Origin of the sequence: Gemella sp. 20925_1_85 (assembly GCF_041433735.1) — a bacterium.
Taxonomy (GTDB): domain Bacteria; phylum Bacillota; class Bacilli; order Staphylococcales; family Gemellaceae; genus Gemella.
In genome coordinates this window covers 49,433-72,374 of sequence record NZ_JAPWCC010000001.1, presented here as the reverse complement: position 1 = coordinate 72,374, position 22,942 = coordinate 49,433, and the positions used below count along the sequence as shown (strand labels likewise).

Here is a 22,942-nt window from a genome sequence, read left to right as displayed (position 1 = left end):
TGCTCTCATTTTTTGTTATAATTAAGTAAATCAGAAAAAACTACAAAGGAGTTTTAAATGTATTATTGTACATATGTAAGCAAAATAGGACTTTTATATTTGGTTTCAGATGGTGAAAGTCTTTGTGGGTGCTATTTAGAAAATCAAAAATATTTCCCTAATGACATCGACGACTATCAATTTAATGAAGAATTAAATGTATTTGTAGAGTCTATAGCCTGGTTAGAAAAATATTTTAACGGTGAAAACCCAAGTATAGATAAAATCCCCTTGAATTTTTATGGAACTGATTTTAGAAGAACAGTTTGGAAAGTTCTCAAAGAAATTCCCTTCGGTGAAGTAATTACATACAGGGATATTGGAGAAATAATAGCTAAGACAAGAGGTATAAAAACTATGTCAGCACAAGCGGTAGGAGGGGCAGTTGGGCATAATCCATTGTTAATTTTTATTCCATGTCATAGGGTAATTGGTGCAGATGGAAGTTTAACAGGTTATGCTGCAGGTCTTGAAAATAAAAAATTTCTATTAAATTTAGAATCTGATAATAATAATTATTAATTAAAGGGTGAAATACCGTACAACAATAGAAGAATATATGAAAATATGGTATAATTAATTAGATTAAATTCTTTTTTTAGGAGAAATAAATGAACGATAAAAAAATAGTATTTATGGGAACTCCAAAGTTTGCTGTTCCTGTTTTAGAAATGTTAATAGAAAATTATGGTGTAGATTTAGTTATTACTCAGCCAGATAAAAAAGTCGGTAGAAAGAAAGTACTAACTCCACCCCCAGTAAAAGTTGTGGCTTTAGAAAATAATATTAAAGTATTACAACCTGAAAAAATATCAACAGATGAAGAAACTTATAATACATTAAAAGAATTAAACCCGGATATTATTATAACTGCCGCCTATGGGCAACTTGTACCAGAAAAAATATTAGAGATTCCAAAGCATAAATGTATTAATGTTCATGGATCATTATTACCAAAATTACGTGGAGGAGCACCTATTCAGTATTCAATACTTGAAGACCATGGTAAAACAGGTATAACAATTATGTATATGGTTAAAAAACTAGATGCAGGAGATATGTTATCAAAAGTAGAGGTTGATATTCTTGATAGTGATAACTATAAGACTTTACATGATAAACTTTCAATCGCGGGGCGTGATTTATTAAATGAAACTCTTCCAAAAATCTTTAGTGGTGATATTGCTCCAGAAAAACAAAATGATGAAGAAGCTACGTTTGCTCGTAATATCTTAAGAGAAGATGAGAAAATTGACTGGAATACTTCAGCTAGAGATGTATTTAATAAAGTTCGTGCATTAGATCCAACCCCAGGTGCATTTACCTATTTAGAAGGTAACGTGCTGAAAATTTGGTCTAGTGAGGAAGTTAAACAAGACTTTGAATCTAATTTTGACAAAGTTGGAACTATTATTAAACAAGATAAGAAAAATATCTATATACTATGTGGTAATAAGACAGTGCTAAAAGTGAACGAGCTTCAAGTTTCTGGTAAAAAACGTATGCCAGTAGTTAATTTCTTATCAAATAAGAAAGACTATGTAGGAACAGTATTAGGTGAAGAAAATGAGTAGCATTAATGCTAGGCATATTGCTTACGAGGTACTATATACAATTATCCAAGAAGATGGCTATAGTAATATTACTTTAAATAAATACTTTAATCAGTATAAGGTAGAAGAACAAGATAAGAGATTTATTAGTGAGGTAGTATATGGTACTATAAAAAACAAATTATATCTTGAACACATTCTTAAATCTTATTCTAAAGGCAGAGTAAAGCCTAAAGTTAAAGTTATTTTATTAATGAGTATCTATCAATTGATTTACATGGATAAAACACCAAACTTCGCGGTTATTGATGAAGCTGTAAAATTAAGTAAAAAAATTGCAGGGAATATCACAGGAAAATTTGTTAATGGAATTTTAAGAAATATTGAGAGAAATTCGAGCAATTTAGATCTTAAGTATAAAAATACAACTGAACAGTTCTGTATAGAAAATAGTTGTCCAATCGAACTATATAATATACTTAAAAAACAATACGGAGTAGAAAAAGCTCAAAGAATAGTCATCTCATTTAATCAAAAAAGTAAAAACAGTATTAGATATAATCCGTTAAAAATTACTAAGAAAGAGTTAATAGAAAAATTAGGTGATGCTGTTACCGAGAGTGAAATCTGTGAAGATAGCCTAGTTTTAAATAAATTAAACATAGATAGTACTTTATTTACAAGAGGATATTATATTATTCAAGATGAAGCAAGTGCTTTAGTTGCATCGTCAATTGGCTTGCCTATAGATAAAAAATATAAAATACTAGATACTTGTGCAGCTCCTGGTGGTAAAAGTTTGCATATAGCTAGTAAGTATTTTAATTCTAGTTTAATTTCATGTGATAAATATATACATAAGCTAAAATTAATTGAAGATAATAAAGAGAAACTTGGAATTACCAATATAGAGGTTAGAGAACAAGATGCAACTTTAAATAATTCTTCATTTAACGATAAGTTTGACATCGTAGTTTGTGATGTACCATGTTCAGGGATAGGGGTTATAAAAAATAAACCTGAGATTAAATATAAGATAACAGATGCTTATGTTGAAGATATTGCTAAACTTCAATACGATATTTTAGAAAATAGCAAAAAATATGTAAAACAAGAAGGAATATTAATGTATTCAACTTGTACGATAGATAAGAGAGAAAATATAGAAAATATAGAGAAGTTTTTAAAAGAGAACAAAGATTTTAGTTTAGAGAGTATTTCTCTAAATAATAGTATTGTAAAAACGAGAGAAAATGGTGTATTAGAAATACTACCTGATGACTATAGTTGCGATGGATTCTTTATCGCAAAACTTAAAAAAATGGAGGCAAAATGTTAATTTCAGATTTTAAAGGCTATAAAAAGTCTAGATGGTTAAAAGATTTCGATAAAATGTCTATATATTCTATAAGACTTGATCAATTAGAAGAATATATTGTAAGTATCGGTGAGAAAAAATTTAGAGCAAAACAAATCTTTGATTGGTTATATAAAAAGAGAATTACAGATTTTTCAGAAATGAAAAATGTACCTAAGTCTCTTCAAGAGAAACTTGCTGAAGAGTTCGAGATTACAACTCTAAAAACGATTATTAAGCAAGAATCTGCTGATGGAACAATGAAATTCCTATTTGAGCTACAAGATAAGTATACTATTGAGAGTGTACTTATGAAAAATAAATACGGAAACTCACTATGTGTAACAACACAAGTAGGTTGTCGAATTGGATGTACTTTCTGTGCATCAACACTTGGTGGTTTAAAACGTAACTTGGAAGCTGGAGAAATTGTTTCACAAGTATTAAAAGTTCAACAAGAGTTAGATAAAAAAGGTGAGCGTATTTCAAGTATTGTAATTATGGGTATCGGTGAACCGTTCGAAAACTACGATGAGATGATGGACTTTATTAGAATAGTAAATAGTGATGAGAGTTTTAACATTGGTGCTCGTCACATTACCGTTTCAACTTCTGGTATTGTGCCAAAAATCTATGATTTTGCAAATGAAAAAGTTCAAATTAACTTTGCGGTATCATTACACGCACCAACTAATGAGCTACGTAGTAAAATTATGCCGGTAAATAGAGCTTATAACATAGATAAACTTATGGAAGCATTAAAATATTACCAAGAAACTACAAATCGTCGTATTACATTCGAATATGGTTTAATGGGTAAAGTAAATGATCAAAAAGAACATGCAGAAAAATTATCGGAAATTATAAAAGGTTTAAACTGTCACGTTAACTTAATTCCAATTAACTATGTACCTGAACGTAACTATGTTAGAACTAGTAAGAGTGATATTTTCGCATTTGAAAAAGTTCTTAAGAAAAATAAAGTTAATGTAACAATTAGAAGAACACAAGGTGATGATATTGATGCTGCTTGTGGTCAACTTCGTGCTAAAGAACGTAAGGAAGAGGTAAAAGGAGGAATTCCAGATGCCACTAGTATATTCGTATAATAGTAATAAGGGGAGAAAAGAGAAAAATGATGATGCCGTTAGTGTATCAAAAAATAAACAAGGTGCTGTAATTGGAATTGTTTGTGATGGTGTTGGTAGTCATAGCAATGCAGCGTATTCTAGTAACTATATCGTATCAACATTAGAAAAAGAATGGCAAGATTTAACATTTGCTAATTTTAACAATATGAAAAATTGGTTATATGATAGGATTGAAAAACTAAATACAGAATTATTCACTAAGTCTAAAGATAATCAGAAAAAGATGGGGACAACAATAGTTACTGTTGCTATCTTTGACAATCAAGTTGTTGTTTATAATATTGGGGATAGCAGCGCATATGGTCTTACAAAGGATAATGTAATGAATGTAGTTACAGTTGAAGATTCGTTTGTCGGAGCATTGATTTCAGCTGGAGCAATTACCGAAGAAGAAGCTAAAAGCCATCCAGAAAAACATGTGTTAACACAAGCATTAGCTACTAGAGAAAATATTGATTTGCACACTTTTATTGATGATATAAATAATTATGATTATTTTCTATTGTGTTCTGATGGATTAACAAATATGATAGAAAAAGAAGAAATCCAAAATATAGTAAGAAATGATGAATTATCAATTGCTGTTAATAAATTAATTGATAAATGTGTTGAACGTGGGGGAGTAGACAATATATCAGTAGCTATAATAAAAAATCTAGGGGGTGAAAACCATGATTAATAAAATTATATGCAATAGATATAAAATTCTGGATCACTTAGGAACTGGAGGAATGGCTACAGTTTGGCTTGGGTATGATACAATTTTAGACAGACAAGTAGCCATAAAAACATTTAAAATAGATGCAAATGATGAAGATGCTGTAAAAAGATTTAATAGAGAAGCTAAGGCTGTAACGAGCTTATCTCATCCTAATATTGTTTCTATATATGACGTAGAAAATGAAGGTGAATTTTATTATCTTATTTTAGAATATGTTGAAGGTATGACCTTAAAAGATTATATGGTTAAAAATCCACGTATTCCGATTGAAACAATAGTTCATATTGCTAAACAAATTGCTGCAGGACTTAGTCATGCTCATCAAAACGGGATTATTCATAGAGATATAAAACCTCAAAATATTCTTATGAATGAGAATCTTACTTGTAAAATAACTGATTTTGGAATTGCAAGAGCATATGGTGATACTACTCTTACTCAGACAAACCAAATGTTAGGAACAGTTTATTATTTATCTCCTGAACAAGCACGTGGTAATGTAGCAACAGCCCAGAGTGATATATATTCATTAGGGATTTTAATTTTTGAAATGATTACTGGACAAATCCCATTTAAAGGAGAATCAGCAGTAGCGATTGCTTTAAAACATCTACAAGAAGAGCTTCCAGATATAGAAAAATATAGAGAAAATGTTCCTCAAAGTGTAAAAAATATAGTTTTACAAGCAACTATGAAAAATCCAAATGAAAGATATATTAGCTCTAAAGAGTTATTCGAGGATTTAAGTACGGTTCTTAATCCGGAGCGTTTATATGAAAATAAATACACAGGATTTAAAATACCTGCTGAACCAGTAAAAAATTATAATCAAACTCAATATCTTGATAATAGTAGTAATAATAATCAATATGGCTATAATGATTATAACAATGAAGATGATTATTATGATTATGAAGAAGATAATAGACATAATAATAATAGACGTTATCAACAAGTTAATAATCAAAAAAATAATTATAATAATGTAAGTAAGCGAGATGAAAAGGAAGAAACATCTAAAGCTAAGCATATTTTTCTTGCAATATTAGCTATTGTAACCATCGTAGTAGGTACGTTTTTCATCTATAATTACGTTATTGGTTCTAATAGTGTTTCTGCTCCTGATGTTCGTAATAAAACTTTAGAAGAAGCTAAAGTTACTATCGTTAAAGCAGGACTTGAGGTAGGAGATGTTACTGAAGTGGCTAGCGATGATGTAAAAGAAAATACAGTAATTGACAGTGATCCAAAAGCTGGTAAAAAAGTGAAGAAAGGCTCTAAAGTTGATTTAAGAGTATCTTCAGGTAAAAAAACAGTAGATATGCCTAATTTTGTAGGTATGGATGAAGAAACTGTGAAGAAAAATGCTTCGAAATTAGGATTTAAAAATATAACAGTAGAAAAAGTAGAAAGTAATTCGTATGAATCTGGAAAAGTTGTTTCTCAAAACATTAGAGCAGGTATGGAAATAATACCTAAAGAAAAAGAATTAATTATACAAGTTTCTACAGGTAAAAAGAAAGTTACTATGCCTAATCTAGTAGGAGAAGATAGCACAACTGTAGAGAGCACGATTGCATCATACGGATTTAAAAATGTTACTTACAGAGAAGAATACTCAGATAAAGAAACGGGGACGGTTATCTCGCAAAGTATTAGGACTGGATCAAATATAGTACCAAGTGATGAATCTTTAGAGATAGTAATTTCCAAAGGAAAAGAGAGAAACTCTTCACGAGATGAGTCAAACGATGATCCAAGTGTGGATTCTAGATCAAATGATGATAGAACTACTAGAAATAATTCAACAAGAAATAATTCTAATAGTAGTAGAAATAACAATAGTAACTAATTAGTGATTATAAAAGCACAGGGGAGATATTTATTTCAACTGTGCTTTTTCACAAAAGCTATAAATTTATTATATGGTGATTAATATGAATTTAACATTACAAAAAAAACTAGAATTACTTCCAGATAATCCCGGATGTTATTTATATAAAGATAATATTGGAGAAATTATTTATGTAGGTAAAGCAAAAAATCTAAAAAATAGAGTAAAAAGTTATTTTACAGGTACTCATAATAAAAAAACGCAGACTTTAGTATCCAAAATAGAAGATCTTGAATATATAATTGTTAACTCAGAAAAAGAAGCATTATTATTAGAGAATAATTTAATAAAGAAATATCGACCATATTTTAATATTCGTTTAAAAGACGATAAAAGTTATCCGTACTTAATGATTACAAAAGAAGAACATCCTAGACTGCTAATGACTAGAAAATATAAAAAAAATAATAAGAATATATATTTTGGACCATACGTTGATATAAAATCAGCTACAGAGGTTAAGAAAATATTAGATAAAATATATCCATTAAGGAAATGTAATCCAGTAGAAAAAAGACCATGTATGTATTATCAAATTGGAGAGTGCATAGGTCCATGTGCTAAGAAAATTACTACAGATGATTATAAGGCGCAGATTTCTAAAATCAAATCTTTCTTAACAGGAAATACAAAAGAAATATTATCAGATTTAAAAAATAAAATGCAAGAACATATTAAAAAGTTAGAGTTTGAAGCTGCTGGACAAGTACATAGTTATATTAAATCTATAGAAGTTTCAGTTCAAAATCAAGTAGTTGCAGATACTACTAATGTAGATAGGGATTATATTGGTTTTACTTTTAATAATGATTATATATGCATCCAAATATTTTTGTCTAGATTAGGAAATATTATAGAACGTAAGGTAGAATACTTTAATTTGTACGATAAGCCGGAGGAGATTTTATATTCTTACTTGTTACAATATTACGCTCTAAACAAACTTCCGAAAGAAATATATATTGATGAAGTTGATGGTAATCTCCTTTCTGATGTAGTAGATTGTAAAGTTATAATTCCTAAAAGAGGTAATCATAGAAAAATACTAGATACAGTTAAAGAAAATGCAACTTATTACTTAGACAATAATCTTGCTATTGAAGAACTTAAAGAAAGAAAATTACAAGTTACACTTAATAATATCGCTGAAAAGTTAGGTGTAAATTCTATTAATAGCATTGATGCTTTTGACAACTCTAATATAATGGGAGTAGATGCAGTTTCTGTAAAAGTAAATTTTACAAATGGGAAAAAGAATACTTACAATTATAGAAAATTCAAAATTGATGAATCTATCGGAATTAATGATGTTCAAACTATGAAAGAAGTACTTTATAGGAATTATAAAGACAAGAAGACTAATACCGAATTATTAATAGTCGATGGTGGAAAGAATCATCTTAATGTAGCCATTGATGTAGTTCATAATACTCTTGGTTTAAAACAAATTAAGATTATTGGATTGGCGAAAAATGACAAACATATTACTGAGTACATAATTACTGATGATTATGAAATTATAGAGTTTCCAAAAACTTCAGCAGAATATTTATTCTTAAAGCAAATACAAGATGAAGTCCACAGATTTGCTATAACTTATCACAGAGCGACAAAGAATAAAAATATGTATAAATCTAGCCTTGATGATATACAAGGAATTGGAAAAGTTAGAAAGAATTTATTACTTAAATCATTTTCTTCGTTAGAAGAGATTAAGAATGCACCAGATGAAAAGCTCTTAAAACTAGGCATTCCTAAAGATGTAATAAAAAATTTAAAGAAAAAATTATAAATTATTAAGTTATCCATATTTTGATCGAATTAAATATACGGATAACTTAATTTTTTTGAATTATTCTATAGTAATATTCTTAAAAGTATGGTATAATAACCTAAAGAAATTATAAAAGTCGAGGAGGCAACTATGAAATTTTTATCATTCAGTTACAACGATAAAGAATTATATGGAGTAAAAGTAAAACGTGAAGAAAGTGCATGGGACTTAATTAAAGTACTTGAAGATTTTGATAATAATGAAACTATTCCGCAATCGTTAAGAGAAGCAATTGAAATATATGGTGTTTCATTTATAGAAAAAGTTAGAAAAGTACTAAAATTAGTTGAAGAAAGTAGTAATGCTGATAACTATAAAGTACCATTTGATAAAATAATTTGGCGTTCGCCTATTACAAGAACACCAAAAAACATTCTTTGTGTTGGGCACAACTATGAAGCTCATGTTAATGAACTTGGTGATGAGTTGGCAAAAACTCCTAAAGATGTTCTTATCTTTACGAAAGCTACAACAGCTTTAGCTGGAAACAATGAAGTAGTTCCATCTCATAAAGATATTACAGATAGTTTAGATTTCGGAGGAGAGCTAGCTGTAGTAATAGCAAAACCAGGAAAAAACATACTAAGACCTCTAGTTTTAGATTATATTTTCGGATACACAATTATGAATGATATAACAGCTACAGACTTACAATATAAACATGGACAATTTTTCTTAGGAAAATCATTAGAAAAATCAGCACCAGTCGGACCTTACCTTGTTACTAAAGATGAAGTAAGTTCACCTGAATCTATGAGTATTGTTACGAAAGTAAACGGAGAAATTAAACAAAATGCTATGACATCTGAAATGCTATTTAGAATTGATGATGTTCTTGCTGAAATTAGTAAAGTAGTTCCTTTAGAAGCTGGGGATATTATTGCTACTGGAACACCTGCAGGAGTAGGTTCTGCTCAACAACCACCAAGATTCTTACAACCAGGTGATGAAATAAAAATTACTGTTGAAGGAATTGGTACATTAACTACTGTTATTGGAGACTAAGTAGAAAGGAAAAACAATGGCAAAGAAAGCAAAAGACAAACAAGTTACACATATTGAAAAAGACGATTTAAAAGCACGCCAAGCCGCTATTAATGAAGCTATTAAAGTTATAGAAAAAGAATACGGTAAAGGTGCTATTATGGATATTTCATCAGAAAATCCAATTAAAGTAGAAGCAGTATCTTCTGGATCATTAGCAATTGATTCAGCTTTAGGAATAGGAGGATATCCAAAAGGACGTATTGTTGAAGTATATGGTCCTGAGTCATCAGGTAAAACAACAATCGCACTTCACGCAATTGCAGAAGTACAAAAAACTGGAGGAATTGCTGCATTTATAGATGCTGAAAATGCCTTAGACATTGAATATGCTAAGGCTTTAGGGGTTGATTTTACTCCTGGTAAATTCTTCTTATCACAACCTGACAGTGGTGAACAAGCACTTGATATCGCTGAAAAACTTATACTATCTGGTGCAATCGATATAATTGTAATCGACTCAGTAGCTGCATTAGTACCAAAAGCTGAAATTGATGGAGTAATGGGAGCTAACCATATTGGTTTACAGGCGAGACTTATGTCACAGGCACTTCGTAAATTAACTGGTCAAATAAACAAAGCTAATACTATTGCGCTATTTATTAACCAACTACGTGAAAAAGTTGGGGTAATGTTTGGTAGTCCTGAGGTTACAACAGGTGGACGTGCATTAAAATTCTACTCTACTGTGCGTATTGATGTACGTAAAGGAGAAGCAATTAAAGGTGCTGATAGTGAAATTTTAGGTAATAGAACTAAGATTAAAATTGTTAAAAATAAAGTTGCACCACCATTCAAAGTCGCTGAAGTTGATATTATGTTCGGAGAAGGAATCTCTAAAATTGGAGAAACTCTTGATTTTGCAGTTGACTTAGATATCATTAACAAATCTGGATCATGGTTCTCATATAATGGGGAACGATTAGGTCAAGGACGTGAAAATGTTAAGAAAGTTTTCGAAGAAAATGAAGAACTATATAACGAAATTTATGGCCTAGTAAGGGATGAAATTATGAGTAAAACTGGGAAAAAGAATAACTCAGTAGATGAAGAAGAATCAAATGATAATATTGATGAACTTGATTTAGGGATAGAAACTTTAGGTGAGGTTGAATAGTAATATATGAATAAAAAGTTATTTAAAATTGTATTATGGTTAATGATTTTTATTATATTAGCTAGTGGATTTATTTCAGCTATAGCAATATTCTTATAATCTAGATACATAGTAAATAAAAATAAAAGGGGATACCCCAAAAGTCATAAATTTTAAAAAAGTTTATATGAGAACTCATAGACGCACTTGTTTATTGATATCTAATCTCACTTTATAAAAGTTTTTTAGATATCTACTAAACTTTGCGGGGGTGACTCGACAAAATCGATTTCTCTGAAATCATGATTTTTGAGTCACTCCCTTTTATTTTGAAAATATGATAAAATATTATTAGAGAATGAATAGGAGAAATTATAGTGAATTTAGTACAAAATATGAACGACAATCAGCTAAAAGCTATATTAAAAACAGAAGGTGCTGTAATGGTTATAGCAGGAGCAGGTAGTGGTAAAACTCGTGTTTTAACAAATAGAATAGCATATTTAATTTCTGAAAAAAATATAATAGAAAATAATATCTTGGCTATTACATTTACGAATAAAGCTGCTAAAGAAATGAAAGAAAGAATATATGCTCTAGTTGGTGAAACTTCAAAGTATATTTGGATAAATACATTCCACTCTATGTGTGTAAGGATTTTACGTCAACATATAGAACTTTTAGGATATAATAAAAACTTTACAATACTAGATACAAGTGAGCAAAAAAGTATTATAAAAAATATTATTAGGTCTTTAGACTTGTCAGAAGATGCGTATCAACCAGCTAACGTATTAAAAATAATTTCAAATGCAAAGAATAGTCTTGTTTCTGTGAAAAAAATGAGAGAACAATCGCGTTTTGGCTTTATGAAAAATGTAGCAGAAATTTATGCACATTACCAAAGTTATTTAAAGAAAAATAGTGTTTTAGACTTTGATGATTTAATGCTTAAAACAATTGTATTATTTAAAAAGTTCCCTGAAGTTTTAGCTATTTATCAAAATCAATTTCAATATATTCATGTAGATGAGTATCAAGATACAAACGTTATTCAGTATAGATTAATTAAGATGTTATCTGCTGTTCATAAAAATGTATGTGTGGTTGGTGATGATGATCAAAGTATTTATAGCTGGCGTGGCGCTTGTAGTGATAACATAATAAACTTCGAAAAAGATTTTGACAATGTTGAACTAGTATTCCTCGATCAGAACTACCGTTCTAATTCAACAATTCTTGATGCTGCTAATGCTGTTATTAAAAATAACACTGATAGAAAAGAAAAAGCTCTATGGTCTGAAAATAAAGGTGGAGGAAAAATATCAGTTTACTCTGCTTCTAATGATAAAGATGAAACGGATGATATTGCTAAAAAAATACTTGAATTGAAAAAAGAAGGTATTAATTATAAAGATATTGCAATTTTATATCGAGCAAACTACCTTTCACGTCAAATGGAGAATTCATGTCTATCTTTTGGAATACCATATAAGTTAATTGGTTCTCTTAAATTCTTGCAACGTCAAGAGGTACGTGATTTACTTGCATATTTAAATGTTATTGTAAATAGAGCTGATGAATTTAGTTTAAGAAGAATTATTAATGTACCAAAACGAGGTATTGGTGCTAGTTCTATGGATAAAATTGATAAGTATGCTGACCAATACGGTATTTCTTTATTCGAAGCTCTAAAAAATATCGAAGCAGTAGGAGTTTCTAAAAAAATAGTAACTAACATCAAATTACTGACAAATCTAATTGAAAAATATTCAGAAGTAGAAAAGTACGCAATAGATGAATTAATTATTGGGATTTATAAAGATTCTGGATATGAAAATATGCTAAAAGAGTCTAATGATCCTTATGCAGAAAGTAGAATTGAGAATATTTCTGAGTTAGTATCTTCTGCTAAACAATTCTCTAGTATGAATGATAGCCTTATTGACTTCATTTCGGAAATGTCACTTACTTCTGATTCTGATGATGAGAATCAAGAAGATGCAGTAGTACTATCGACAGTTCATGCTTCAAAAGGGTTAGAGTATAAAGTAGTCTTTATAATGGGGTTAGAGGAGAATTTATTCCCATCTATCAGAGATGCTGAGAGTAGTGCTGACGAGAAGAATAAAATGGAAGAAGAGCGTCGCTTAGCATATGTTGCTATTACTCGTGCAAAAGAAAGATTATTTATGTCTTATGCAAACAGACGAATGCAATTTGGTTCTATCAAGATGAATAAACGTTCTAGGTTCTTAGATGAAGTTCCTAACAAACTAATGCATTTTGAATCTTCATTCGGAGGAAGTTTTGAAAGTACTGATTCAAATATGGAGCAAGCTAATAAGTTTATTAGCAAACTTAGCCCAAAAATTAAAATTTCAGAAAAACCTAAATCTTCAGTTAGTACAAATTATGGTGTAGGTGATACTGTGCTTCATAAGAAATTTGGAGAAGGTAAGGTCTTAGACATATCTAAGGATAGTGTAAAAGTTGAATTTAGTGAGGTTGGTGTAAAAACTTTATTAATAGAGTATGCTAATCTGACTAGAAAGGATTAATATTATGAAACAAATTCAAGAAGAAATTTTAAAACTAGTTTCACTACTAAATAAATATTCATATGAGTATTATGTTGAAGATAATCCGCAAATTACTGATACAGAGTATGATACATTATATAAACAATTAGAGAAATTAGAAGAAAAATATCCTGAATTAATACTAGAAAATTCCCCTACACAAAGAGTAGGGGATAGAGTTCTTGATGAGTTCGAGAAAATTACTCATAAAATACCGATGTTAAGTTTATCAAATACATTTTCTACTGAAGACTTAAGAGATTTTGATGCTAGAGTATCAAAATTAGTTCCAAGTAAAAATGTTGAGTATATATGTGAATTAAAAATAGATGGTCTTGCAATTTCTATTAACTATGAAAATGGTAAATTAGTTAGTGCTGCTACTCGTGGAGACGGAACTGTCGGAGAAGATGTTACTGAAAATATAAAAACAATATTTTCGATTCCAAAACTGTTAAAAGATAAAAGATCATTTGAGGTTAGGGGAGAGGTATATCTTCCAAGGAAATCTTTTAATATACTAAATAAAGAGCGTGAGGCAAATAATGAGGTATTATTTGCTAATCCTCGTAATGCTGCAGCAGGATCTTTAAGACAACTTGACTCTAAAATAACAGCAAAAAGAAGATTATCGGCTTTTATTTATTCAATAGTAGGTGATAATAATATTGTTTCACAAGAAGAAGCATTAAATACAGCTAAGGAATATGAACTTCCTGTAAATCCAAACTTCAAACTTTGTAAAAGTATTGATGAAGTAATTGACTATATTAACTATTGGACAAAACACAAACAAGATTTACCATACGATATAGATGGAATTGTTATTAAAGTGAATTCATATAACCTACAAGAAGAGATTGGTTATACCCAAAAAAGTCCTAGATGGGCTACAGCATACAAGTTCCCTGAAGAAGAACTTGCAACTAAATTACTTGATGTAGAACTTAGTGTAGGTAGAACTGGGATAATTACACCTGTTGCAATTTTAGATCCAATTGTAATCTCTGGGTCTACAGTGTCTAAAGCATCTTTACATAATAAAGATATTATTGATGAACTGGATATTCATATTGGGGATATGGTAGTAGTCAAGAAAGCTGGTGAGATTATTCCTAAGGTAGTTCGTGTTGTTAAAGAGTTAAGAGCTGAGGGATCTACAAAATATCAAATGCCATCTACTTGTCCATCATGTCATCAGGAAACTTACGTAAAAGATAATGATCCTTTTACTAGATGTAAAAATCCTGATTGCCCTGATCAAAATATTCGAAGAATAATCCACTTTGCTTCAAGGGATGCCTTAAATATTGAGGGATTAGGCGATAAAGTAGTAGCAACTTTATATGATAAAGAAATTATTGGTCATACAATAGATTTATATTCATTAGATAGAGAAAAACTTATTGCTCTAGAAAGAATGGGTAAAAAGTCAGTTGATAATTTATTAAACGCAATAGAAAAATCAAAAGAAAGTTCACTAGATAAAGTTATCTATGCTCTTGGAATATTAAATGTCGGGAAAAAAGCAGGAAAAATTCTTGCAGAAAAATATCTGAATCTTTCTAATTTCATGAATGCAACATTAGAAGAACTAATTAATCTTGATGACGTAGGACAAATTACAGCAGAATCTATTTTAGATTATTTGTCTGATGATAATAATATTAAGTTCATTAAAGATCTAATTAATATTGGAATGAATCCACAATATGAGATTAACGAGGTTAAGACTAACAATATTTTCTCAGGAAAAACTGTCGTTCTAACTGGTAAGCTTGTTGAATTAACAAGAAATGAAGCAAAAGAGTTTTTAGAAAAAAATGGAGCAAAAGTTACTGGAAGTGTTACTTCAAAAACTGATCTTGTAATTGCAGGTGAGAAAGCAGGGTCTAAACTTGCTAAAGCTGAGCAGTTAGGAATTGAGGTAATTAATGAAGAACAATTTGCTAGTATGGTAAGAGAGGTGGAATAATGGATAATAAATTACCTTATAAAGTATTTGGTATTGTTATTGTATTCGTATCAATAATTACATTTTTCATTATGAACTACAATTCAGTGCCAGTGTCATTAATATTTTTTACAGTTAAATTACCTTTAACAATTTTATTCTTTGTATGTTTCTTTATGGGAATATTAGCTGCAAGTTTCTATTGGTATCAAAAGTATAAAAGTTTAGCTAAAAAATACGAAAGAACAGAAAAATTATTATTTACAAAAGAAAAAATAGAAGATAAGAAAGAATAAATGATAACTTTTGAAGAAAAGAGGTGAAAAAATGGGCATAAAATATAATTGGATATATCCTAATTATGATGAAAATTTTATTAAAGAATTAGAATCATATAGTATTTCTAAAAATATTGCAAAAATATTAAACGCAAGGAATATTACGGATATGACTTCCGTTAAAAAGTATTTTTCAGATGAATATGAAGAAGGTTATGATCCGTTTTTAATGTACGATATGCAAAAAGCTGTAGATAGAATAAATGAAGCTATAGAAAATGAAGAGAAAATTCTTGTCTACGGAGATTACGATGCGGATGGAATTACATCAACAGTGTTATTAGTAGAGACATTAATATCTATGGGGGCGAATGTGTCATCCTATATTCCAAATCGATTTGAAGAGGGATATGGACCAAATAAAGAAGCTTTTACAAAAATTATTAATTCAGGAATAACTCTAATTATCACAGTCGATAATGGAATTGCAGGTGTAGAAGAAGTTGATTTAGCAAATGAATTAGGGTGTGATGTGATCGTAACAGACCACCATAAAATACAAGATACTATACCTAATGCATATGCAATAATTCATCCTGAACATCCAGAAGGTAACTATCCATTTAAAAAATTAGCTGGAGTAGGAGTTGCTTTTAAACTAGCCCACGCATTATTAGAAATCTTTCCTGATTTCTTATTGGATTTAGTTGCGATTGGTACGATAGCTGATATGGTCTCAATTACTGATGAAAATAGAATATTTGTAAAACAAGGACTAGAATTAATAAATGAAGATCCAAGAATAGGTCTTAAGATGCTACTTGAATTATCAGGTATAGATACAAAAATTGACGAACAAACTGTAGGTTTTTATATAGCGCCTAAATTAAATTCGATCGGTAGAATGGATAGTGCAAAATTAGGATTAACTTTTCTAATGGCGGAAGACCCTGTAACAGCAAGAGCTTTAGCTGAACAGATTGAACAGTATAATATTGAACGAAAACAAGTTACTGAAGATATAGTACAAGATGTAATAAATAAAATTGAAAGTTCAGATAAAAAACAGAAGAATGTTATTATGGTTTCTGGTGAATACCACGAAGGTGTACTAGGAATCGTAGCATCCAATATTGTTGAAAAATACCAAAAACCAGTGTTTATTATGAATGAAAAAGATGGTATTCTTAAGGGTTCTGCAAGAAGTATTTTTGATTTTAACATCTATGTAGCTATGAATAAAATCTCAGATTTATTTGTAGCATTCGGTGGGCATACATTAGCTGCTGGTTTCTCTTTTGAAGAATCTAATTTTGAAAAAATTGAAAAATTTTTAGATAGTGAATTTGAAGAATTTAAACAAAATAATGATCTAAAAGCTAACAAGAACATCGATATTGTCACTTCATTAGAAGATATAAGTTATCAATTTCTAAATTCATTAGATGCTTTAAAACCATATGGAATGGATTTTGAAAAACCAGCTGTATTAATAGAAAATGCAATGGTGCTGAATAAAGCATACTTTGGTTCTGATAAACAATATTTAAGACTAACAATAGCAGATGAAGTTGGGAATTTAGATTGTATTACTTTTAAAGACAGTGTAACTTTCGATAAAGTTGAGAAAAACGATATTATTGACTTACTGTGTAATATAGATAAAAATAACTTTAATGGACGAACAAAACTACAAGCACACATTATTGATATAAATGTTAAAGAATTTCTATTTGAGGATTTGAGATTCATAAATTATGATATTACTAATATTGATAAGAATTGTTTAAAACTTTCTAAACATAAAGATGATAAAGATAATAACTTTTATCAATACAAGGATATAGATAACTTAATTGATAAGGAGTTTGAATATATCTATTTACTAGATATACCAACTTCTAAAGAATATCTAGACAAAATAATAAACCTAAAACCTAAAAAAGTATTCTTAATATGTGAAGAGAAACAAGTTTTATCCGATGTGTATCTTATTGATAAAAATAGATTAATTAAACTATTTAATTTAATACTTTCAACAAATAACAAACAAATAAACGTAGATCAACAATTAGATAAATTACTAACGGCATTAAAAACAAATGTTGATAGTTTAAAAATTATGATTCAGATATTTAAAGAATTAGAGTTAATTAAGTTTGTAAATAACACTATAATACTTAATCCAGATTACAAAACTGTTGATTTGAAAAAATCATCAAGTTTTATTAGAATGGAAAAAATATTTGAAGTTGAAAACTTACTTTTAAAAGAAAGTATTGCTAATATTAATAAAATACTTGAAGTTTAATATAAATTAGAAGGAGATATAAATGAAAATTTTATACTTTTGGGATGCATACTGTGGTTGGTGTTATGGATTCGATAAAATATTCACTAAGTTTTATGAGAATCATTCGGATATAGAAATTGAAATAATTTCTGGTGGATTATTCTTTGGAGATAATAGTAAAAAAATCAAAGAATATGGTCACTTCCAGGAAGGAAATAAAAAGATATCTGAAATGTATAATGTAGAGTTTGGGGAAAAATATAATAAAGTACTTGAAGAAGGTGAAATGATATTAAACTCTGTTCATCCTGCAATAGCTATGGATGTGGTAAAAAAGCTAATTCCTAATTCACAAATATTACACTTTGCATATGACGTTCAATGTAAGTTCTTTATTGAAGGAAAGAGTCTTAGCGATGTACAAACATATGTAGAATTATGTGAAAAATATGGACTAGATAGTTATGATCTTGCTTTAAAATTAACAATAGCGTTTAAAAATTCTAATTCTATTCACCCAGACTTTATAAAAACACTTAATTTAGGGATTGAATCTTACCCAACAGCAGTTATGGAAAAAGATGGAGAATACTATGATCTTAGAGGATATGCAACAGATCCTGAAGATATTGAAACTCACTATGATTTAATTACTAAAAGATTTTAATTTTTTATATTAATTATTTTTTCATTGTGACAAATTTATGAACGAAATTTATTAGGGGTTATTCCTATGAATCCAGCATTTCGCATGCTAAATTCATTGAAATCACCTCTAATTTTTTTTTATTTTCAACGTTTTCACTTGTAACTTTTATCCTGTTGTAGTATAATAGGTTTATCATTAATCGATATTGATTATCATTGTTTTTATGGAGGAACAACATGAATAAAAAATATAATAATAAACTAATTATTGGATTGGCTGTACCTATTTGTTTAAGTATAGGTTCTGTAGACTTCAATAATTCTAAATTAAATCTTGATAATAAAGTAGTTTATGCACAAGATCAACAAAGTACAGGTTTTAAAGTTTACGAACCTGAGATTGGATCAAGTGGATTGGAGATCGCTGTTGAAGGTCAAGACACATCAGATACTTTATTTAAAAGATACTGGAATAAAATTGATAAACTTTTAATAGATGGTAAAGATTTCGGATTTAATAGTGAAGCATCTTCTTCAAAAAACTATTCTTTATTTGATAACGTTATTTATGTTAATAATAATGAAATAACTAGTCATTATAATAAACAAAATAAACATAAAATTGAATTTATTTTTAAAGATGGATCAAAAGCTGTTTATGAAGATAAAGGGTATGTAGATCCAACAGCAAAACCAAAATTAATAAATGAAGGTTTAAAAATTTTAGAACCACAAGTAGAAAATGACTCGCTAATCTTCTTCTTAGAAGGTTCTGACCTTTACAAAAACTACTGGTCAAAAGTAACTAAACTTACAGTTGATGGAAAAGATTTTGGATTTGATAGTCAAAATACTAACAGTAAATTTTATAAACTATATGATGGTCAGGTGACTGCTGTAGATAAAGCAATAACTGAGCATTATAAAAAACAAGATAAGCACAAAATTGAATTCACATTTTCAGATGGTTCAAAAACAACATATGAAGACACTGGTTATGTAGAACCAAGCAATGAAACAACAACACCATCAAAAGATAGTGAAACTGATTCTAATAAACCAGCTTCAAATGCTAAATATACTATATCAAAATTAGAAAAAGGTGAAGATTGGCAACACAATAAACACTTAACATTAGAATTATCAGACACTTCTGTTTATGATAATTTTGTTGATGAAATCGCTAGTGTGACTCTAAACGGTACTACTGTAAATAAAGATGTTTTCAAAGATAAAGTAGCAACTTCAAAATATCTTGGAATCAGAATCTTTAACGAAGACTTAGTTAAGGCTTTAAAAGATTCAGATAATAAACTAGAAGTCAAACTTGCTGATGGAACAATAATTTCATATCCAACATCAACAGATAAAAAAGAAGATGTAAAACCTACAGAACCAAAACAAGAGGTGCCCGCTACTAGCGCATCATATGCACAAAAAGATTTAGTTTCTAAAGTAGAAAAGAACGGTTACGGAGATGAATTAAACATTTCTCTTGTTAATGGATTTAAGGCGGAAGATGTTCTTAAAAATACTAAAGAAGTAATTATTAATGGAAAAACTTTCAACAAATCACTATTTAGTAAAAACTGGAAAGATCAAATCGTTACTTTCGACGATGGTGGAGAAAGTCTTAAAGCATTTAAAGCTTGGAACTTTGATGGAGATAATACAATCGTATTTAAAGCAAATGACGGAAGCGAAAGTAAAGCATATACTACTGGTAATAAAGTAGTTGAAGAAAAACCAGCACCAGAAAAAACTCCTGAAAAACAAGAAGAAAAAACTTATTCACTTACTGATAAATTAGAAGATGGTGAATATACTTTAGGATTTAACGCTTTATACGCTGATGGAAGACAAGGTACTTCAATGCTAGAAGGATTCTTTGACAAAAATGTAAAATTAGTAGTTAAAGATGGAAAAATGAGTATTACAATGTTAAATACATTATTTGCTCATGGTTTATATGATTTTGCCATCCAAAACAAAGGTAAATGGGAATCAGGTGTGAAAGAAAACTTTGGTGAGAAGAACTCAGCAGGTCAATATGACAGAGCGTTATTTACACTTCCGGTTGAAGATCTAGACCAAGTACATCTAGGTGGTGTTATAGTTTCTTATATGGGCTCTTTAGAAAGCGATAAAGGAAACTTTGATAAATATACGACAGTTAAACTAAAATTCAAACCTGAGATCAAAAAAGGATGGAATGGATTTGAGTTAGTAGAGAAAAATAATGAAGAGCGCAAGAAAAGTGATGACTTACTTCAGAAGAAATTAATAGCTAATGGCGTAGATACTAACAAAGACGGTAAAGTGACAGAAGATGAATTGAAAAACTTCACTGGTGATATCAATATTGGTTCATTAGAAATTGATGGAAAAGTTGATAAAGGTGCTATTTACAATCTTGATTTACTAAAACACATGGGACCTGGTGTTAAATCATTCTCATCTGATAGTAATAACTTCGGTGAATTACCTGAAGATTTATTTAAAAATGCAGTTAATATTGAGCGTATTAACTTAGGAGGAAATGGTGTTACTAAACTACCAGGAAACCTATTCGCTAATAACAAAAAATTAAAAACTGTGAATTTATCTTCTAACAACTTAGGTAATATCCCAGAAAACTTGTTTGCAAATAATTCTGAATTAGAATCTGTTGAATTTAGTCAATCATGGTTATCAACATTACCAGCGAATGTATTTGCTAACAATAAAAAACTAAAAACAGTAAGTTTATCAAATAATAAGATTGTTTCACTTCCAAATGATTTATTTAAAAATAATACAGGTTTAACATTCTTATCTGTAACTGACAATGAACTTACTAAACTTCCTGACAGTGTTGCTAATTTAACTTCTTTAACACAGTTATATGCAGCTAACAATAAATTAACATCACTTCCAGAAAATGGAGCTAATTTAACAAAATTAAATACTCTTGCTTTAAATAATAACCATATCGATAGCTTATCTGATGACTTATGGAAAACACTAGCAAAAAATAAAGCAACTGTAAGATTAGTAAATAACCAAATTAGTAATATACCATTAGAATTAATTAAAGCGAATGGTAGTCTACATATTCTTGATATTGCTAATAACAATTTACCAGCAACATTACCATATAATGATTCTGATACAAAACTATTAGGAATTTCTCCTGAAGTAACACAAGGTTACTATCCTCAAAAACAAGCTATCGAATTAAATGTTGTTGCAAAAGATAATAAAATCACTATTCAACCAAAAGATGAGAAATTAACAATTCTAAATCTTCTACACTGGTATAGAGGTCGTTCTGAGTTCTATGGTGGAGAAGGTATCTTACAAGGATTAGATAAATATAAAGAGTTCCTAAGTAAACAAACAAAACCTATGGCTGAACTACTTAAGAGTGATGACTATGGTCGCAACTGGTATATTGTTACTAAGGTAGAACGTATCCGCGGTAATGAAGTTAAAGAACTTAGTTCAACAAGCGTTTCTAATGAAGATGATAGAAAATTAGAAATTACTGATAATGATATGAAAGCTGGAGATAAATATAGAATTACTAAAACTTTATTCGAGAAAAATGCTACAAATATCGATGATAAATTAGTTGAGCTTGTGACGACAGTTAATGCCGATGTTAAGAAAGAAGAACCAAAAGTTGAGGAAAAACCACAAGTAACTCCGGAACAGCCAAAACCAGAGGAGAAACCACAAACAACGCCTTCTGAACAACCTAAACCAGAGGATAAACCGCAGGTAACTCCTGAGAAACCTCAAGAGTCTCCTTCTGAACAACCAAGCACACCTTCAGTAGATGATAAGAAAAATGTAACTGATACTCTTATCGCTAAATTACCTGGTGATGAAGAAGTTAAAGTTCAATTTAAAGAAAAAGATGTTACTGGTATAAAATTTGTGGCTCAAAATTCTAATGAACAAAAAGTTGAAAAAGTAAAAGAGTTAGTAAAAAATCTTGATGAAAAATTAAATGTTGTAAAAACTCTAGATTTATTCTTCACTGATGATAAAGGAAATGTAATTAATAATAATGGAGAAACTAGAGCGGTTACTGTAGCAGTAATAGCTAATGATAACGAAACATTCGAAGTATACTATGTAAATGCCGATAAATTAGAAAAAGTTCCAAGCACTTACAGTGATGGAAAACTGACATTCTATACAGATCACTTTAGTACATATACTATTGTTTCAAGAGCTAAAGAAGCTAAGAAAGATGATTCTTCTTATGGATTAAATAACACATCTAATACAGAGAGTAAAGTTGACAATTCACAAAATACTGTATCACAAAGATTAAACAATATACTTCCTAAAACTGGTCTAGCTGAGAATAGTGCAGGAGCTGCATTATTAGGATTACTAGGAGTAGTACTAGCTACATTAGGATTTAGAAGAAAAAGATAAAGTAGATTAGTCTACTATATATAAAAAACAAAAAACGATAGATTTAAATTTTTGAATCTATCGTTTT

At 29.3% G+C, this 22,942-nt stretch carries 15 protein-coding genes; all 15 read left to right on the top strand.

What is annotated here, in order from left to right:
- Positions 1 to 57 precede the first annotated feature (57 nt).
- The 15 genes from O3884_RS00345 to O3884_RS00275 all read left to right on the top strand — a co-directional run bounded on the left by O3884_RS00345 (position 58) and on the right by O3884_RS00275 (position 22,875).
- Positions 58 to 561: a methylated-DNA--[protein]-cysteine S-methyltransferase gene (locus O3884_RS00345; RefSeq protein WP_371451058.1), complete on the top strand. Its 504-nt coding sequence runs from the start codon at positions 58 to 60 to the stop codon at positions 559 to 561.
- An 89-nt stretch (positions 562 to 650) separates the two neighbouring features.
- A complete protein-coding gene (fmt, locus tag O3884_RS00340; RefSeq protein ID WP_371451057.1) occupies positions 651 to 1,613 on the top strand; it encodes a methionyl-tRNA formyltransferase in 963 nt (320 codons plus the stop codon).
- Positions 1,606 to 2,931, top strand: a complete 1,326-nt coding sequence (rsmB, locus tag O3884_RS00335; RefSeq protein WP_371451056.1) for a 16S rRNA (cytosine(967)-C(5))-methyltransferase RsmB — start codon at positions 1,606 to 1,608, stop codon at positions 2,929 to 2,931. The genes fmt and rsmB overlap by 8 nt, the downstream gene beginning before the upstream one ends.
- Positions 2,925 to 4,058: a dual-specificity RNA methyltransferase RlmN gene (rlmN, locus tag O3884_RS00330; protein ID WP_003145512.1), complete on the top strand. Its 1,134-nt coding sequence runs from the start codon at positions 2,925 to 2,927 to the stop codon at positions 4,056 to 4,058. The genes rsmB and rlmN overlap by 7 nt, the downstream gene beginning before the upstream one ends.
- A complete protein-coding gene (locus O3884_RS00325; protein ID WP_371451055.1) occupies positions 4,036 to 4,779 on the top strand; it encodes a protein phosphatase 2C domain-containing protein in 744 nt (247 codons plus the stop codon). The genes rlmN and O3884_RS00325 overlap by 23 nt, the downstream gene beginning before the upstream one ends.
- On the top strand, positions 4,772 to 6,673 hold the full coding sequence (gene pknB / locus O3884_RS00320) for a Stk1 family PASTA domain-containing Ser/Thr kinase (protein ID WP_371451054.1): 1,902 nt from the start codon (positions 4,772 to 4,774) through the stop codon (positions 6,671 to 6,673). The genes O3884_RS00325 and pknB overlap by 8 nt, the downstream gene beginning before the upstream one ends.
- 85 nt (positions 6,674 to 6,758) lie before the next feature.
- The gene (uvrC, locus tag O3884_RS00315; protein WP_371451053.1) at positions 6,759 to 8,507 is read left to right on the top strand and encodes an excinuclease ABC subunit UvrC; all 1,749 of its coding nucleotides are present in this window, start codon (positions 6,759 to 6,761) and stop codon (positions 8,505 to 8,507) included.
- Between the two features lie 132 nt (positions 8,508 to 8,639).
- A complete protein-coding gene (locus tag O3884_RS00310; RefSeq protein ID WP_371451052.1) occupies positions 8,640 to 9,554 on the top strand; it encodes a fumarylacetoacetate hydrolase family protein in 915 nt (304 codons plus the stop codon).
- A 16-nt stretch (positions 9,555 to 9,570) separates the two neighbouring features.
- Positions 9,571 to 10,710 carry a recombinase RecA gene (recA, locus tag O3884_RS00305; RefSeq protein WP_371451051.1) on the top strand — a complete coding sequence of 380 codons (1,140 nt, stop codon included), beginning with the start codon at positions 9,571 to 9,573 and terminating at the stop codon, positions 10,708 to 10,710.
- A gap of 356 nt (positions 10,711 to 11,066) precedes the next feature.
- Entirely contained in the window at positions 11,067 to 13,250 is a 2,184-nt protein-coding gene (locus O3884_RS00300) for an ATP-dependent helicase (RefSeq protein ID WP_371451050.1), read from the top strand.
- 4 nt (positions 13,251 to 13,254) lie between these two features.
- A complete protein-coding gene (gene ligA, locus O3884_RS00295) occupies positions 13,255 to 15,246 on the top strand; it encodes an NAD-dependent DNA ligase LigA (protein ID WP_371451049.1) in 1,992 nt (663 codons plus the stop codon).
- Positions 15,246 to 15,521 (top strand): LapA family protein, encoded by a 276-nt coding sequence (locus O3884_RS00290; protein WP_371451048.1) that lies wholly within the window; start codon positions 15,246 to 15,248, stop codon positions 15,519 to 15,521. Before ligA ends, O3884_RS00290 begins: the two co-directional genes overlap by 1 nt.
- Positions 15,522 to 15,552: 31 nt before the next feature.
- Positions 15,553 to 17,814 (top strand): single-stranded-DNA-specific exonuclease RecJ, encoded by a 2,262-nt coding sequence (recJ, locus tag O3884_RS00285; protein ID WP_371451047.1) that lies wholly within the window; start codon positions 15,553 to 15,555, stop codon positions 17,812 to 17,814.
- 22 nt (positions 17,815 to 17,836) lie between these two features.
- The gene (locus tag O3884_RS00280) at positions 17,837 to 18,463 is read left to right on the top strand and encodes a DsbA family protein (protein WP_371451046.1); all 627 of its coding nucleotides are present in this window, start codon (positions 17,837 to 17,839) and stop codon (positions 18,461 to 18,463) included.
- A gap of 218 nt (positions 18,464 to 18,681) precedes the next feature.
- Positions 18,682 to 22,875, top strand: coding sequence for a leucine-rich repeat protein (locus O3884_RS00275; protein ID WP_371451045.1), 4,194 nt, complete (start codon positions 18,682 to 18,684; stop codon positions 22,873 to 22,875).
- Positions 22,876 to 22,942: the final 67 nt, after the last annotated feature.